6 protein-coding genes are annotated in these 17646 nt (G+C 44.4%); 2 read left to right on the top strand and 4 right to left on the bottom strand.

Annotated features, from left to right (window positions below; translation table 11 throughout):
• Positions 1-32: 32 nt before the first annotated feature.
• Positions 33-4823, top strand: a complete 4791-nt coding sequence (locus L4D78_RS27165) for an Ig-like domain-containing protein (protein ID WP_428469825.1) — start codon at positions 33-35, stop codon at positions 4821-4823.
• A gap of 18 nt (positions 4824-4841) precedes the next feature.
• Here the strand turns inward: L4D78_RS27165 and L4D78_RS27160 are convergent, their stop codons facing one another.
• Both L4D78_RS27160 and L4D78_RS27155 read right to left on the bottom strand, forming a co-directional pair.
• The gene (locus L4D78_RS27160; protein ID WP_428469824.1) at positions 4842-5711 is read right to left on the bottom strand and encodes a YjjW family glycine radical enzyme activase; all 870 of its coding nucleotides are present in this window, start codon (positions 5709-5711) and stop codon (positions 4842-4844) included.
• Positions 5677-7212, bottom strand: coding sequence for a YjjI family glycine radical enzyme (locus tag L4D78_RS27155; protein WP_428469823.1), 1536 nt, complete (start codon positions 7210-7212; stop codon positions 5677-5679). Before L4D78_RS27155 ends, L4D78_RS27160 begins: the two co-directional genes overlap by 35 nt.
• Positions 7213-7615: 403 nt before the next feature.
• Between L4D78_RS27155 and L4D78_RS27150 the strand changes: the two genes are divergently transcribed.
• Positions 7616-9274 carry a L,D-transpeptidase family protein gene (locus tag L4D78_RS27150; protein ID WP_428469822.1) on the top strand — a complete coding sequence of 553 codons (1659 nt, stop codon included), beginning with the start codon at positions 7616-7618 and terminating at the stop codon, positions 9272-9274.
• 148 nt (positions 9275-9422) lie between these two features.
• Here L4D78_RS27150 and L4D78_RS27145 read toward each other — a convergent pair whose 3' ends face one another.
• Both L4D78_RS27145 and L4D78_RS27140 read right to left on the bottom strand, forming a co-directional pair.
• A complete protein-coding gene (locus L4D78_RS27145) occupies positions 9423-12167 on the bottom strand; it encodes a sulfide/dihydroorotate dehydrogenase-like FAD/NAD-binding protein (RefSeq protein WP_428469821.1) in 2745 nt (914 codons plus the stop codon).
• Positions 12168-12169: 2 nt separating this feature from the next.
• Complete coding sequence (locus tag L4D78_RS27140) at positions 12170-17200, bottom strand: 2-oxoacid:acceptor oxidoreductase family protein (RefSeq protein ID WP_428469820.1); 5031 nt, start codon at positions 17198-17200, stop codon at positions 12170-12172.
• Positions 17201-17646 lie beyond the last annotated feature (446 nt).

Here is a 17646-nt window from a genome sequence, read left to right as displayed (position 1 = left end):
TCAGTGTTGGCAACACCAACGATGCRCCAGWGATATCGGGTWCGCCTGCAACGAGTGTGAATGAAGACAGTGCGTATACCTTTACGCCAAGYGTCAATGATGTTGATGAGGACGATAGCCACAGCTTCAGCATCACCGGYAAGCCRTCGTGGGCAGGCTTTGATACTGCCACCGGTACTTTGAGCGGCACGCCGACCAATGATGACGTTGGKCAATACAGCGATATCGTCATYRCCGTTAAAGACAGYGCGGAAKCCAGTGACRCCTTGGCKGCCTTYGGGATCRRTGTTGGCAACACCAACGATGCRCCRGWGATWTCRGGTWCGCCTGCAACGAGTGTGAATGAAGACAGTGCGTATACCTTTACGCCAAGYGTCAATGATGTYGATGAGGACGATAGCCACAGCTTCAGCATCACTGGCAAGCCGTCGTGGGCAGGCTTTGATACTGCTACAGGTACTTTGAGCGGTACACCGACTAACGACGACGTTGGTACTACCTCGAACATCGTGATCAAGGTAAGTGATAGTACTGAAACTGTCAGCTTGGCCGCATTTAACCTCGAAGTAGTTAATGTTAATGACGCGCCTATATCAGTAGATGATGTGGTGACTACGTTAGAAGATCAGCCCGTACAGATCGATATTCTAAGTAATGATTATGATATCGACCAGAATCTGGTGGTATCGAGTGTTAATTTAGAAACAATGCCAGCTAATGGTACCGCTCAGTTTGATTCAGGTACTGGGAAAGTGACCTATCAGCCAGAACCTGACTTCCATGGCAGTGATAGCTTTACCTATAAGGTGAAAGACAGTGATTTAAGCGAATCTGAGCTGGCAACTGTTATCGTAACAGTCACTGCTGTTAATGATGTGCCGGTTGCTGCAGCGTTTAACGAAAAAACGGAAGAAGATAACCCTATAGTCTTGGCTGTACGTATTGAAGCAACAGATCCCGAAGATGGTACGCCAGAAGGGAATATTGAAATAGTCGGTCACCCTAAATACGGTGTTGCGACCATTGTAGACGGTGCCAATATCCGCTATCTGCCAAATGAAGACTATTTCGGCCAAGATGTATTGACCTACCGTATTCTTGACGGGATGGGGCTAGCATCAGAAGCCGCTGAAATTAAAGTGTTAGTTGGTGCAATTAATGACCGTCCGATAGCACTCGATGATACTGCAACAACGTTGGAAGATGAGACTGTTGATATAACTATATTGGCTAATGACAGTGATATTGAAGATGGCGCAGCTGTAGGCGAATATACTGCGTCGCAAATTACGATTATTAATCAATCTTCACTGGAAAAAGGTGTTGCATCGGTCTTATCTGATGGGAAGCTACGATACGTGCCGAATGACAATTCATTTGGTACAGAGCTAATTTCTTACTTCATTACAGATAGTGAAGGTTATGAATCATTAGCGGCAACGGTCACTGTAACAGTAACCCCTGTTAATGACCCCCCTGTAGCAATTGACAACCAAGCTGAGCTTATTGAAGAAGGCACGATAGAGATCAATGTGCTTGGCAATGATTATGATGTTGATGAAGGTGATCAGTTAGATCTCACCTCTGTTGAAATTGTGTCGGTACCTGAAGGTGGTTCAATTACCATTACCTCAACCGGAGCAATTCGTTATCGAGCAATCGAGAATTACTTTGGTGATGATTTATTCAGCTACCAAGTCAAAGATGGCAATGGTGCCGTTTCTAATATCGCTTTAGTTAACCTAACCGTTACACCCGTGAATGATATTCCTATTGTTGAAGACGACATTATTACGAAGACTTATTCTGAGCAAAATCAGTTTGAATTAGATGTATTGAGTAATGACACCGATGTTGATGGCGATGATCTTACCATTACTGCTGCAGAAGCGAGTGTCGGTACTGTTACTATCTCTGACAATAAACTTGCTTATCAAGCGCCGGCAGGCTTTATCGGTAATGTCGAAATCAGTTATCTGGTCAGTGATGATAATAGTGAGTGGGTTAGAGCAACTGTAACCTTGACCATTGAAGGGGACATTGAACTTGGTACGCCGATCATAACTCCACCGAATGATGTTGAGCTAAATGCGACAGCGTTATTTACTAAAGCAGACCTCGGGGTTGCAACGGCAATGGATACTTCTGGTAAGCCACTTGGTGTCGAATTGGTTGATAACCAGTTGTTTTTCCCTCCTGGGAACAGCATTGTTTACTGGCGTACTGTTGATGAGCAAGGTAATGCCGCAGAAGCTAGCCAACGAGTGACCGTTCATCCGTTGATTTCGATAGAAAAAGATGCGGTTACCGCTGAGTCTGAACCTAGCAGCCCAGCCAGCCACCAAGTTTCTATTTATCTCAATGGTGAGTCTCCTACCTATCCGGTAGTGGTCCCATATACCGTGTCTGGCACAACCGATAGCGAAGACCATAACCTAGTTGCTGGTGATGTAGTTATCGAAGAGGGAGTTGAAGGAACGATAATGTTTGATGTATTCGGTGATGAGCTCAGTGAAGGTGATGAGACGCTTATTATTACCCTCGAATCAATTACTCATGAGTCAATTACCCATGAATCAAGCCTGAACCTTGGTAGTAAGTCGGTATATCAACTGTTAGTGAAAGAGGACAACATTTCACCAGAGCTAACGGTATCTGTGAAGCAAGCATCTGAAAGTCGCCTGTATATTACTAATACGAATGAATTGGTGACCCTAGAAGCATTGGTCACAGACGCGAATACACAAGATAACCACCAATATTTATGGCATACCGCTGAGCCATTAATTGATAACCAGAGTACATTAAATTCGGCGTTTATTTTCTCGCCAGCGAATCTTGCACCCGGACATTACTTAATTAACCTGACGGTGACTGATGATGCTTCAGTACCCGCTTCTGTCACTAAAGATATCTATATTGAAGTTGTATCACAGTTAGCTTCACTGGGCAGTGAAGATAGTGATGGTGACTTAATACCTGATAGTGAAGAAGGTTTTGCAGACAGTGACGAAGATGGTATTCCAGATTATATGGATGCAATCAGTGAGTGTAACGTCCTTCAAGAGCAAGCTCTCGATTCTGATGGTTATTTAATAGAAGGTGACCCAGGTGTTTGTTTACGCAAAGGGGTAACCGTTGCCGCTAATGCATCTGGAGGAACTCAGCTATTTGACGATGAAGTCGAGCAGCAATTGGGGAGTGACTCGGAAGCAACTAACATAGGTGGGTTATTTGATTTTATTGCCTATGGCCTACCGACTCCGGGGCAAAATTATCAAGTCGTGTTCCCTCAACGACTACCGATACCAGCAAACGCAATTTATCGTAAATACTCAGAACAGAAGGGGTGGTTTGATTTCACTATCGATAGCAATAACTACCTATCTTCAGCTGCTGGCGAAGCTGGCTACTGCCCACCACCAGGTAGTGAACTTTGGATTATTGGATTAAATGAAGGTGACTGGTGTGTTCAGTTAACGATAGAAGATGGTGGGCCTAACGATGATGATGGCATCGTAAACGGTAGCATTATGGATCCAGGTGGCGTCAGTGTAAAAGCCAGTGAGAATTCACTGCCAGTGGCTGAGTCAGATATGGTAACGGTTGGTATTAATTCATCAATCACGATCAACGCATTAGCGAACGACAGCGATGCGGATGGTGATGTGATAAATATCACCAGCGTATCGGAGAGTTTCGGACAGACAGAGATCATCAATAACCAACTGTACTATACGGCTGAAACCGACTTTCTTGGCGAGGCTGTAATAAATTACGGCATAACCGATAGTCAAGGTGGTACTGCCGCAACAACGGTCACGGTAACTGTTGTGAATAGCCAAGCCCCGGTTGCTGTCGATGATGATGTTCGAGTTGTGACCCGAAACTCAATTGAAATTGACGTGCTGGCAAATGATTACGACCCTGATAATGAGGCTCTTCAAGTGTTATCTGCTGAAGCGGAAAATGGCACTGTAGTGGTAAATAACGACCAAACCATAAGTTATCAATCTAATAAGGCCTTCGAAGGAATAGATACGATTACATATCAGATCAGCGACTCACAGGGGTTAGTTGATGTTGGCCAAGTAAACGTGGATGTTAGCAATGTGAGCTCAACTTACGTCAGCAACTCAGGCGGAGGCAGTTTAGGGGTATTTGGAATGATAGGATTAGTTATTATTAGCCTTTATAGATTGGTGCGGTCGTATCGTATTACCACTGCGAGATTCATTGCTGTGTTATTGCTATTACCGAGTTCATATTTACAGGCTGACTGGTTTATTGAAGCTGATATTGGACAGAGTAAAGCGCGGGATGATCTCGATACGACTCAAGCTCAAATTATCGATAAGGATGATCATGACTTCTCTTGGGCATTGGGGGTAGGTTATTCGGTGATGCCTGATTGGGACTTCACACTAAGGTATATCGATCAAGGGGAGGGAAGTGCAACGTTGGCCAGCGGTATAGATGCCTCTGATAAACATCAATCGTTGTCTACAATTACTCCGGTTTTAGTTAATGGGGTCGGGCTAGATACTCGCTATACTTTTTTGCGTTACCAGAATATAGCTGTTGCGGGCATGGTAGGTGCAATGTATTGGGAGTCGGATATCGATAGCTTATATCAAGGCGATTTAATAACTAACCGCAAGGATGGTATCGATCCATACCTTGGTGTGGAAGTTAATTATTCTTTTACAGAGCAATGGCAAATTGGACTCGCTGTAAACCGATATTTTATTGACGTGAATGATGTTGATACATTTAGCTTAAAGTTGAAATATAGCTTCCGCCATCGTTCTAAAGATGAATAGCGGAAGCCAAGTAATTGCTTATTGGACGGGGTCTCGATAGAGAACATCGAGACCCCGCTGCCTTAACAAGTCAGCGAAAGCGCGTATTTGCGCGTTGCTGCAAATATCCCAACCTAATGCTTCACCTGTCACGCCATGATGCTGAAATGCATTGAGCCTGATGGTTGTTCGCTTCGGTAGTGTCTGCAAAAATTGGCTAACCTCGCCAATTTCAGATGCGTAATCGGTGATGTTCGGAATATAAAGCAAGCGAACTTCCTCAAGCTTATCTTGCTGTGCAAGCCATTCGATAGACTGAATAACGCGGTGGTGACTGCGCCCTGTGATCCACCGATGCGTTTCTTCCTGCCATGCTTTTAGATCGATCATCGCGCCATCGAGCATAGGCAATAGCTTTTCCCAACCGACAAGGCTCAAGCTACCATTGCTATCAATCATGCAGCTTAAATGCTCGAGTTCGGCATCCTGCTTGATCGCGGTAAATAAGGCTGTGATAAATGGCAGTTGCAGTGTTGCTTCGCCGCCACTGACAGTAATTCCGGACAGAAACAGGTGTTGCTTTCGGATAAGTTCAATCATGCTATCAACCGATATATCGGTCGTTTTAGGGCTCGCTTGGCGCGGACAAATACTGAGGCAATGATCGCAATGAGTACAGAGGTTTGCTTGCCAGTTCACTTTTCCTGCAACTATCGATAGCGCGCCTGACGGGCAGGGGGAAACACAGTCACCGCAATGGTCACAATGACCAATGGTATGAGGGTTATGACAGTTTTTGCACTGATAGTTACACCCTTGCAGGAAGATAACGAGCCTGTTGCCAGGCCCGTCCACGCAAGAGAAGTTCAGAATTTTACTGACTGTCGCTGTAGCGTGGTGATTGCTCATTGCTGACAACTCTTGGCTTGCGATTAAGGATACCAGTATTGGAAGCGGCTTCTGTGCCCAAACCTGTTGTGTTAGTACGCGAGCCACACTCTTTAAATTTGGCGATGTCAGACAGTTTCACCATGTAGCCAGTTACGCGGACTAGATCGTTGGAATGCACGTTGGCCGTGAATTCACGAAAGCCTATAGCTAACGCACCTTTACACAACTGATACATAGCTTCAGGGTTCGATTTTACGGTCTCGTCAATGGTTAGGATATCGCTGATCCCTGATGGGTAGTATTGATGATGCTCAGCCAGAGCTTGAATATGCGTAACAGGATCAGGTTCTGTGCCATAAGGAATACGCACGCCTGGTGTAACATCAATATCGAGGCTGATCCCGCCTTGAGCATGAAGTAAAGCTCGACCATTGTAGCCATAACGAACAGGTGTAGAGGTGACGATGTCACTTAATGTTTGCGAGATACGATAGCCCAGTTCATTGGCAAGTTCATCATGACCATACTGGCCCGCAACATCATCTGTTGCTAGAAGTGTGTTTACTGCTTCTGCCATGCCGTAAATACCAAACATTGGTGCAAAGCGATTCTCATCAATTAAGCCTTCGCTGACTAAAAAGCTGTTAAAAAAGCCAGATTCTTTATGCAAGAAAGCAGAACGCGCATTGATGAGTTCGAACATCGTATCGCAATAGCGTGGCAGTACTGTATCAAAAAAATGTCGAGACGAATCAGCTAGCAGCGCAACTTCTTTTAAGTTCATTCGTACTAGCGTATTGGCGCCACCAGCTAAAGGTAGTGAGTTATAACAGCTGACAATACCAAAACCTTGAGCATCAAACGTATTGGCATGAACAGGGTAGTTGGCGATATGTGGTTTACTGCATTCACAAATGTTGCTGCTGGCAATACGTAATAGGTCATCGGGTGTTTGTGCTGGGTCGTACATAAACGTTAGGTTAGGAGCGACCTGCTTGAGCTCAGCATCAACACGGAGGATTGTGCGGCAGACAATATTGTCTGTTGGGCCAATATTCACGTGCATAAAAGCATCGGGCAGGGTGCGATCAAGCATTATCCAAAATAAACGAAGCTTGCGATACAGTGTCTCTTCATCCATACCCGTTACAAATGGCAGTAGTACTTCATCAAGCTGGCCGAGGTAAACAGGGATATTGGTAACAGAAGGGACATGGTGGTAAAGAATAGTTAGTTGATTTAAAGCTTCGTCGAGATTAGTCGCGGGTGATAACTCAAGGTATTCAGAACCTTGCTGTAAAAACTTAGCATAATCGGGTAGTACATAACGTGGTTTAAACGGTGCATTTCCTTCAAACATGTCACAGATGATATTGGCATCCATAGCCGCTTTTACTGTATCGGATATTGCAACGTACGGGATCTGAGCATCTGCCTCTAAAGCAAGGAATTGTGATTTTTGTTTTGGGGAAAGAGCTGGATCACAAGCGATTTGTTGGAATTTGTTTTTTGTCATCATGACCATTAACCATGTATTTAATATGGTTTATAAGATACGGGATATATTGAATTTCTTGGAGTGAAAATAATGACTGGGTAGATTTCCATAATGGAAATTGGATGTTTGAGTTCAAACTTGTTGGGTTATAAGTCTCTATTTGTGATTAGGAGATTTTCAATCTGTAAAGATAGTGTTTTTTTGTCGTCATATTACTCGTCTTTAATATATTGAATAGTGACCGCTTTATTTATAATTATAGAGAGTGTTTAGACTTTGAGACACTGTTTAATCTGTTCTTTTGTCAATTTTTTGACTAAACCTAATAGGGTAAAGAAACAACGTAATCGGGACAATGGACACTCGTGTTAGTAGCCGATCATTGCATGGATGGGATCGTTTTTTAGTTGCAAGGTAGTTTACGATGTCTAAGCGAAACTGCATACAGGTTAAAACTTTAGGTTTATTAACCATTCTTTGTTGCTCCCTTAATGCAGCAGCAAACGATTCGAAAATCCCTACTCAATTGGATTTTGGGCTTATTGATCAGCCTTTAGCAAGTAATGAAGAACTGTGTTACTCAGCCACTGGGATAACTTGCTTCGATAGTGAATTGGAGAAAATATATAGAAAAAACAATTATTTACCGTTATGGTCAACGCCAGAATTACAAGAAGCCTTAGGTCTTAGACTTAAAACGCTGTCCTATTCAGGTATTGCTTCTGGTGTTACACAAAGGCTCAGAGAGCTTAATCGTTTAAAAAACAAACGAGATCAACGTGGCTACGATATCCTCGCGACCGATTCTTATCTTGTGTACTTGTCTTTGCAGCAGCAGATAGCCGACTCACCCAGTATGCTTTTTCGTCACCAAGAATTAAAGCCGGCCTCTACGGTGGAAGGTTCAATTGTGGATTCACTTAAGCTGACTAAAGAAGCTCTTTCTTATAATTTGCTGAGTAACCCCGAGCAACATACTCAATTAAAACGCTCTATCGCTTTAGCTGATACCTTAAGCCGCTTACCAGCACATCGGTATGAAGTAACATCAAAAAAATTGGTTAAACATGATCAGGTTATTCCAAATGGACAAGCATTACTGGATGTTTTGTATACCTACGGAGACTTGAGCGCTGAAGATTTTGATTGGCTTAAATTACACGCCGAGATTGTTAATAGTGGATTGGTTAATCAAGCTATACGGCGATTTCAAGCGCGTAACGGCTTAGAGAGCGACGGCATTTTAGGGCCTGCGACAATGCATCAATTGTCGTTACCCTATAAAGAAGTGTCTCGTTTAATTGCGTTAAATTTGCAACGTAGCCAGTTAGGGGCAAGCGGAGGGGATAGGCCGCAAATTAAAGTGAATATTCCTGACTACCAATTACAAATTACCTACAATGAGCAAGTGGTATTTGAATCAAAAGTTATCGTTGGGCGTACAGCACGACCGACTAATTTATTCTCGTCATCACTTAATACGATGGTTGTAAATCCACGCTGGAATGTCCCTGAAACCATTAAGAAAAAAGATGTCATACCCGGCATAAAAGCATCACCAGATTACCTTCAAAAGAAAAACTTAAAAATGATCAGAAGCTGGCGTGACCGTAGTGAATTGTCGGCAGAAATCGTTGAATGGAGTAATGTGAATCCAGACACGTTTCCTTATGAGTTCATGCAAGGGCCAGGGCCACAAAATGCGCTAGGCAATGTTAAGTTTCTAATGCCTAATGACTATTCAGTGTATTTGCATGATACGCCATCCCGTAGCTTATTTAATAAAACCAAACGTAATTTAAGTTCAGGGTGCGTGAGGGTAGAGAAAGCGGCAGAGCTTGCTTCATATATATTGGACTATCAACAGCGGCCGAGCTGGCGTTCGTATGATCAGCTAGTGAGTAATCGGCAAACCGATACTATTTCGTTGCCGAGGCGAATAGATGTCGATGTAACGTATGTTACCGCTTGGGTTGATGAAAACAATCAGCTGCAGATGCGAGAAGACATTTATGGTTATGATCGTCCTAGCCGTCATACGGCAAAGTTAAAGTACTCGACACTTAAAAATTATCGATATTGATTTAAGCGAGAAAGCTGACTGGGGTGATAGCTAACTCTTTTGTCTTCAACCTTCCATTTACGAAAGGTTGGTTACAGCAGAGTCAGCTATTTTACTTTATGTACCTTTTTCCTATTTATCTTATATAGCTATTAGGTGGAAACAGCGCTTAAGCATCAATTAATTTATGCTCAATCTGGCTCTGACGCTCTTGCGGTTTAAATTGATTAAACCGTGGTAAGAACTTATCCCAGTCGATGATATGGCTGTTGATCTCAGGGCCATCAATACACGCGTGTTTGCGTATCAGTTTGCCATTTTCCATCACTGGTACCATGCACGCACCACACATCCCGGTTGCATCGACCATAATGGAATTAAGGCTAGCGACACACGCTACCTCATAAGTCAGAGTTAAATCACTGACGGCACGCATCATCATCGGAGGACCAATCGTTATCACCTCTGCAATAGGATCATCAACTGCTTCGTGATGTTTGATTAAGTACTTTTCGAGTGGCACGGTAACAAAGCCTTGGATACCGAAACTGCCATCGTTACTGGTGTAAATGACATCAAGAAGGTCAGGGTATTGGTGTCGTAACGTTTCAACTCGGTCACCTTCTTCTGTCCAGAAGCAATGATCGGCACTTCTGAATCCGGTAATAAGGGTGACTTTGTTGCCCATTTCAAGCTGAGCACGCATGATAGGGTGCACTGCTGGTAGTCCCACACCACCGGCAGTGAAGATCACACGATGATTTTCGGGGTGCTTCACCACATGGCTTGGCTGACCTAGCGGGCCTGCGATAGCAGCAAAACAATCACCTTCTTGCATCAGGTTGATAAGTTTTGAGCTACTACCTAAGCCTTGGATAACCAGATCAATCGTTCCCTCGTCAGCGTTCCAATCAGCAAGTGTTAACGGGATTAGTTCACCTTTATCATCAGCAAGCACACGTACAAATTGACCTGCTTTTGCCGATTGGGCAATAAATGGAGCTTTAATCGTGAACTCGACAATTTCGTCAGTTAGCTGACGACGTTTAACAATTTCAGGTGATGTCTGACCTAAATCGGTATAACGGCTTGCTTGATCGACTAAGTTTTGAATCTCCTTGGGATTGAAATCCAAGTTCTTCATTATTTCTCGTGCTGCTGCTTGTCCATCTCCTGCGGCTTTTATTGCCGTAGAGCCGCCACGGGTTGCATCACCACCACTGTAAATCCCACTCAATGACGTTTCCTGAGACCCTTTATTCAAGAGTAATGTTCCCCATTTTGAGGTTTCTAGATCAGGCTCTGCATCTTTAACGATAGGGTTGGAGCTATTACCAAGCGCCATGATAGCTAAATCAACCGGCATCAGTTCGGTTTGTCCCGTTGATTGAGGGCGGCGACGGCCAGAGGAGTCGGGTTCGCCTAACTCCATGATATCGAGTGTTGCACTGGTAACAATATGGTGTTTATCACCATGAAAGTCACAAGGTGAACGTAACTCTTTTAGCTTGATGCCTTCTTCCAAAGCGTGATGTTGCTCTTCTACTCGTGCTGGCATTTCTTGTTGGGTACGTCGATATACAATTGTGACATTTGCCCCTAGACGGCAGGCTGTACGAGCAGCGTCCATTGCGGTATTACCACCCCCGATGACGATTACTTCTTTCCCTTCCACTTCAGGAAGCGGGGTTTCATAATCGGACTCATTGGCATGCATTAGGTTAACCCGAGTTAGAAACTCGTTGGCTGACATAATATTGAGAAGATGTTCGCCTGGTACATTCATGAATCGAGGTAAACCCGCCCCCGTTCCGACAAATACTCGGGAGAAGCCTGCACGTTTTAAGTCAGCAAAGGTCGCGGTTTTTCCCACAATATAGTTGGTCACGAAACGCCCACCGAGCGTTTTGATTTTGGCAACGACATCATCGATTAGCTGATTGGGTAGACGGAACTCTGGAATACCATAGCGAAGTACGCCGCCTAAAGCGTGGAAAGCTTCAAATATAGTGACAGGGTAACCAGCCTTTGCTAATAAATAGGCGTTGATCAGCCCCGAAGGGCCAGATCCAACGATGGCAATTGGTGGCTTTGTTGCGACAGCCCAAGGATTCGGTGTAGTGGTCTCGCTTGGTGTATCACTCGCAAGCTCTTGCTCCCTTTGCGGTAAGAACCACTCAAGTTGACCAATTTCGATAGGGCGCTCGTTATGAGTACATACGCCTTGGCACTGAAGTTCTTGAGGGCAAACCCGGCCAGTAACATTTGGCAGCGGGTTGGCATCGCGGATCAGCTCGAAGGCAGCTTTAAATTTGCCTTCTCCCATTAGGTTCAGTGCTTGAGGAATGTGAATTTTTACCGGGCAGCCGCCATCATTTTCACCAGTGAACTCACCTTTTTCATCGCAGCGAGGGACACCGATTTCACAGGGGCGATCTTCACATTGTTTATCCCGTATCACTTCTAGCCAAACAAAGAGCTCTACTTCACGCAAACTGTAACCTAGCCCCATATAACCAAGGTAACCTTGGCTGACGAGATCGAAGTCTTTGCGCCGTTCTTCAGCAGGACGGACATAAGGGGGAATATTATTTTTCCCCGGCCAGCCATCAGATAACCCTTTAAACATTGGGTAGCGATCAGATAAGTGCTGATCTAACCCTTGAATAAATGCGCGTTTTTGTTTCAGGGAGACTCGCCATAAATAGCGCTGTAGCGCGACACTCAGTGCATTGTTTGCCAGTAGCAATTCCCACAGTTTTTCAGTAAATGGGGCATTGAGCTTTCCTTGTTTAAGGCGTTGACGGATAGCCTGCTGGCTATCCTCAATGATCATTTGCTGGAAGCGTTGCGGGTTCTGCTCCATCCGCTGCATCAATAAATCACGTTGTGACTGCGATAAGGTTATTGCCATGGTTATACCTCCACTGCTGCAGGTGCATTGAAGTGGATGATTTCAGCATCACATTCATCTGCAATACGGGAAGCACGGCTGAGCAACTCATCGGTAACCGCAATGTTATCTAAAGAGCCAGGAATAACGCGGCTTACAACTTTCGCTGTACCGTTATCGACAATAGTGGTTTTTTCAAATAACTCACCGAGTTGCTGATAGCAGGTTTTACAATCGGTACATTCGCCTTGCTCTTCTTCTGAGATGGATACTAGTGGCTGTTTCAAGGAAGAAGTACTGTCTGTTGCGACAGGTTGAGTCACCTCTACTTGCGTAACTGGTATGGTTTGCTCTGGTGAGAAACTGCCAGCTGTCATAGCTAGCTCAGCAAGACCGTTTGCGATGCTATCAATGGCTTGCTCTTTTTCCTCAACAGCTTGCTCGTAGCGCTGTTTCCACTGGTCGATTTGCTGTTGGTAACCTTGTTCTATTTTAGTGATGTGTAGACCACTGATGTATTGCAACATCCGCCAATTTTGTAGTCGCTCTTCGGTGAGTGCAATAATCGAATCAGACACGCTCAATTGGATTAATCGGTGCTGTTTATCTGTTGACCAGATAAACGGCGTAGCTTCCAATCTGTCGGATGGGCTAAGCGTGATGTAATCGGCAACTTCTATCAATTTATTTGCTGTATCGACTGTTTTGAAGTGTTTCTTAAAGCGTCCTTCATACAGCGCAAAATCAGCGGGTGTGAACGGCACTTGTTTAAGCTGCGTCATACCGTCACTGTCGGTGAAGGTAATGGTTTGGGTTGCCCAATCGTGTTGTACTTCTGGGTTGCCATCGAGCGAGAAGCGCTGCGCTAATGTTTCGCCTTTACGTGGGTCATGCACAAACACTGGACTCATTCGGCTTTCAACCGCTAACCGTGAATGACGTGTACTCGCATCGTCGGCGATACCATGTTCACCCATGCACGGGGTATAGACATCAAACAGTGCAGGGGAGTCTTGATAGTTTAAATATTCCATCAAGCTCGACATGAAGTGACCTTGTAGTGCCGTAGAGGTTTGCACCACCATGACTTTCGGGTGGAAAGTCGCAATAATACCGAGCTCTTTACGAGACTCTTGTTTACCGCTATGCGCCTTACCAACACGGCTGAGATCTGAATCTTGTGCGGTGTAGCTAGAGGTAGATGCTTGACCACCCGTGTTGGAGTAGCTGCCAGTATTCAGTACGACGACTTTTATTGGAGTTGATGTTGTGAGCAAGCGTGATAGTGCACCAAAGCCAATATCATAAGTCGCCCCATCACCGCCAATGCTGAATATGGTCGGTAATAGTGCCAGTTCTTGCTCTGAAAGATGCGCCCACTCAAGGTAGCGTAATTGTTGGTCATGTACTTGTGGATCGTACAGATCATCAACATCTAACTTAGCGCTGCGGATTGCCTTAATATGGGTAAGTTGGTTGGCGACTTCCCCTTCAAACAGTCCTTTAGCAATAGCAGGGGTATCTTGGAACAGACTATTTACCCATGGGTCGTTGTATGGATTGGACGGGAAGGTTGAGGCATAGACACTGCTGCATCCTGTCGCATTCGCAATGAGAGCACTGGAAGGCCCATTGCCTGTCGGGCCATGCTCAAAGTGGAACAGACGTTGATCTAATGTGGCGATTGTTTGCTGAATACGTTCAACACGTGATGGATCGCTTTCATCAATGATCAGGCTTTCTACTTTCGCTTCTAGTCGGTCAATCAAGCTTTCTAATTGATCGATGTGTGCATCATACCGTTGTTGTTGCAAAGCACGGTTTATCGACGTTACCAAGCGTAATGCTGTTACCTCACCACAGCCGCGGCATGCACCATGGCCTGAGCTCATGGCATAGTAATTATCGCGATCAAGCAGTAAGCGCTTTGCCTCCCCAGTTGATGCTTCTCCTGTTGAGTATGTTGCCTGCTCGATAAAACGAATTGGTGTGTTAGGCATACCTGCAAATGTGTCAAAGAGCTGATGCATTTGCGTATTGAGTACGGTGGTTTGGCGAACTTTCTCAAGTGCTTTAGGCCCACAAACATCAACACATTCCATACAGCCGCTACATTTACTTGGGTCAACAGCCACACTAAATAAGCCACCAGAGCCCGGTACGGTCTTTTCCATCGCATCAAAGAAAGGCTTGGTGCGACTCAATGGCATAGTCTCTAGTAATACACATACATGCGCTAAGTACTGCTGTAATGCTGGGTTGGTGAATGTCATGTTATCAACCACACGCGACATGACATGGTGCAAAGCCGGTGATTCGCCCTTGGCCGTGTTCCTATATTGATGCCTAATGCCATCAGAAATAGAGGGGACTTGTGCTTTTACTAGGTCGAGTTGTGCCGGTGGTATAGAGAGTTTGTTAATGGTCGTGTTTAATATATCGTGCAGTTCATGAACTGCATTTGGGATAGCACCGTCTGGACAGGCTATTGTACATTCCATGCAGCCAGTACATTTATCCGCATTGAACTTTGGTACATTTAATCGGAATATGCCTTTATCTTTTGTTATGGCACTTGCTGGCGGCATGAACATACCCGAGCCCGGAATGACAGGAGCTTCGCCAATTGAGCCATCCGCGTAATTCTTTCCAGCAATGTTATCGAAGTATTCTTGATCGAATAGCCCACAACTTGCCTTGCTTGGTTTGTCACTTTGCTTCGATGTTATTGCTGCTTCAATGGCGTTCTCGTTGGTGAAATTGGCATAGCTGACTTCTTGAGTTGCTAGCATACCATCGCGAATAACGGCCATATTACCAGCAACGACTTTCTCGCCTTTGGCACCAAACTTATAATTAATCTGCCGTTCAATGCGTTCTAGCATTTGTTGAGCATCGGCATCATGAATGACTTGTTTTGCATGCCCACATAACGCACCGATAAAGGCGATACCCATCATCCTGATTTCGAGTTCAGGGGCGGGTGCATGCTTACGAGCGACATCGAAGGCATCAACAATATAGAAGTCTATGTTGTTATTTCGTATGTATTGACGGGCACTTTCAGGTATCTCAAGCCATACCTGCTCAGGCGTATGGTGAGTTTGCAGTATGAACGTACCATTTTTAGCAAGTCCAGCCAGAGGGTTAGTATGCATAAATACTTTGTGATCTGGCGATAATACAACCTCAACTTGTTGAAGCTCGGCATTGGTGATCTTGATAGGCTCTGGCGACAGGGTAATGAAAAAGTTGGTTGGGGCCCCACTTTTTTCAGAACCGTATTTAGGCATGGATTTAGAATGTAGGCCCAATGCGCCAGAGAGAATATCAGTCAGCAGCTTTCCTGTTGCAATAGTGCCGTAGCCACCTACCGAGTGGAAACGAATTCTCATGGCACTGTCTGGAAGCAGTTGTGGGTTTTCGCCTGTATCTAACGCCATTAACTCGGTGTCAGGGTACGCTTGGCGAAGGCGTTGTTGTATCTCGTTTAGCTGGCCAGATGCTTGAAGATCAAAGAACTGGGTACCCAAGTAGAAGAATGGTTTACTGCTTTCGCTTAGCATGTTTTCAAATGCGGCAATGAGATGGCGAGGCTGTAGATCATGTCCACCTAAACCGAAGATACCGGTGCTACTTTGCGGAAGATGGCTGAGCGGCATAATGCCCTTATGGCGCATTGCAATGTTGTTTTCAGTGGCTTTAAATAAAGCATGAACAACACGTTCTGTCAGGCGTGTTTCATCACAGCGTTCCAGGATCGTAACTGATTTCTTACCCGCAAGTTTTTCTACCAGTTGTGCTTCAGGGAAGGGGTGCAGCTGTTTAACTGAAATAACCCCAACTTTATGGCCTTGCATACGCATATAGCTGGCAACTGCTTCTGCATCATCGGTAACAGAGCCTAAACCAAGTAGAACATAGTCAGCATCGTTGCACATGAACTCCATAACAGGCTCATACTTACGACCTGTTAATTGCGCATATTCTTGCATGGCTTGCTCGATAAATTGCGGAACATCGCTCATGAAGTGTGTGCGGTGGTCAACAATACCTGCCTGATAATCGGGCTGATTTTGTACGCCACCCGTTAGTCCTGGGTTATGAGTATCGACTAATGCTGGTACACGTTGGCGACTGTCTTTTTCATAAGCATTTAACCATGCACGTCGCCATTTCTTTTGTAACTCTTCAGGAAGAAATTCAGTGGTTTCAGCGATATAATCGCCGTTGCTGTCTTGTTCTAGCTGTATAGAATTTTGAGATAGGTAGACGTTTAAGTCTGTGAGTTTTTCTGGCCAAAACTGGTCTTGATATTTTTCAATGAATTGCTTCAGTTGCCATACTCGTCCTTTAGCACCATAGAGCATTCGCTGGGCTTCAGTTGGTGCAGGAATGCGATCGGCAGGATCACCCAGATATGCTTTTAACAGTTCAGGTTCGGGAAGCATCACTTCACTTTGAATATGGCTGGTCGCAAAACCATCCATCGTGTTGGCAACCGGAATGAGAGAGAGCGCGCTTACCCGATAGGATATAGCAGCCAAATCAGCGGCTTCTTGGGCGTTGCTGGCAAATAGAGTGGTATAGCCGGCAGAAAGCAGCGCGTAAACATCGTCATGGCCAGCCATTACATTTAATGAGTGGCGAGAAACAGAGCGAGCAGCTACATGAAGAACGAAGCCTGCGGCTTTCTTACCAACAGTCACATAATGAGACTCCAAAGCGTACAGAATACCTTGGCTAGAAGAAGCATTAGAAATGTATTTACCACCGGTTAAAACAGCGCCTAATGCACCACTTTGTGCCGAGTGTTCACCTTCAGGTTCAAAGAAAAAAGGGTGCTGCCCCCAAACATTGCATCCACCTTGTGCACGGAATGCCTCATATAATTCCGATATTTCGGTAGATGGTGTAATTGGATATCCAATTACACCTCCACAAACGTGATCCATTACATGTGCTACAGCACCATTTCCATGAATAACGGTATCTAAACCTGGATATTGTGGAAATTTATTCTGTTGATTATCAGGTTGAAACGATAAAGACATAAATTACTTCTCCATGTATATAGGTAAGCAAATTGACCGTTTAAAGAGGCCAATGGAATACGGATCACTGAAAGGTGCTTTAGCAAGTTAATAATTAGATACGTATCTCACCTTTTTGATAAATAAAATAACCGGAAGAAAAGACAATTTTAAATACTACACGAGCATCACTATAATCATTGTCTATGTGTTCACAAAAGAGAGGTAAATTTGTTATGAATAAAAGTAATTAAAATCATAATTCTTTATGCCATTAAGTATATTAAAGTATGAAGCCAAAGAAGTGCTAATATATGCAGTGGTTATATATTTAACTAAATACTACATAAATCAATCATTTCTATGAAGTTATAATTTAAATGATTCAGGTTCTTCGGATGTTAAAGTGGTGATAAATACGTGTCACGACAAACCCATTAAACCTATGAATAACAATGATTTTTATT

This window comes from Photobacterium minamisatsumaniensis (assembly GCF_050336695.1).
GTDB classification, from domain to species: domain Bacteria; phylum Pseudomonadota; class Gammaproteobacteria; order Enterobacterales; family Vibrionaceae; genus Photobacterium; species Photobacterium minamisatsumaniensis.
The sequence above is the reverse complement of the archived record's forward strand: the minus strand, read 5'-3'. Positions and strand labels throughout refer to the sequence as shown.